The sequence below is a fragment of the Pseudomonas sp. HY2-MNA-CIBAN-0224 genome (assembly GCF_040310285.1).
Classification (GTDB): Bacteria; Pseudomonadota; Gammaproteobacteria; order Pseudomonadales; family Pseudomonadaceae; genus Aquipseudomonas; species Aquipseudomonas helleri.
In genome coordinates this window covers 1-244 of sequence record NZ_JBEOPQ010000820.1, presented here as the reverse complement: position 1 = coordinate 244, position 244 = coordinate 1, and the positions used below count along the sequence as shown (strand labels likewise).

Genomic DNA, 244 nt, shown 5'->3' with positions numbered 1-244 from the left:
CAACTTCAGCTATGGCGCATTCTCCAGAGATGCATGCACAAAAAGATAACATGAACTGTGAAAAGATGGAAAAAAACATGAAAATGATGGAAAAAATGGATCATAGCAAAATGAATATGGATGATCCTGCCATGAAGTCAATGATGGCGAACGTAGGTAAAATGAAGCAAATGTACCAAAAGCATTGTGTCACTAGTGACAATGATTCTAAGTAAATCTGACAGCGCTAGATAAAGAGTCAGGG

At 37.7% G+C, this 244-nt stretch carries 1 protein-coding gene; it reads left to right on the top strand.

Annotation, left to right across the window (positions count from 1 at the left end; all coding sequences use genetic code 11):
* Window positions 1-215, top strand: a 215-nt coding sequence (locus AAEZ03_RS28570) for a hypothetical protein (protein ID WP_502947992.1), incomplete at its 5' end; no start/stop codon positions are given.
* Window positions 216-244: the final 29 nt, after the last annotated feature.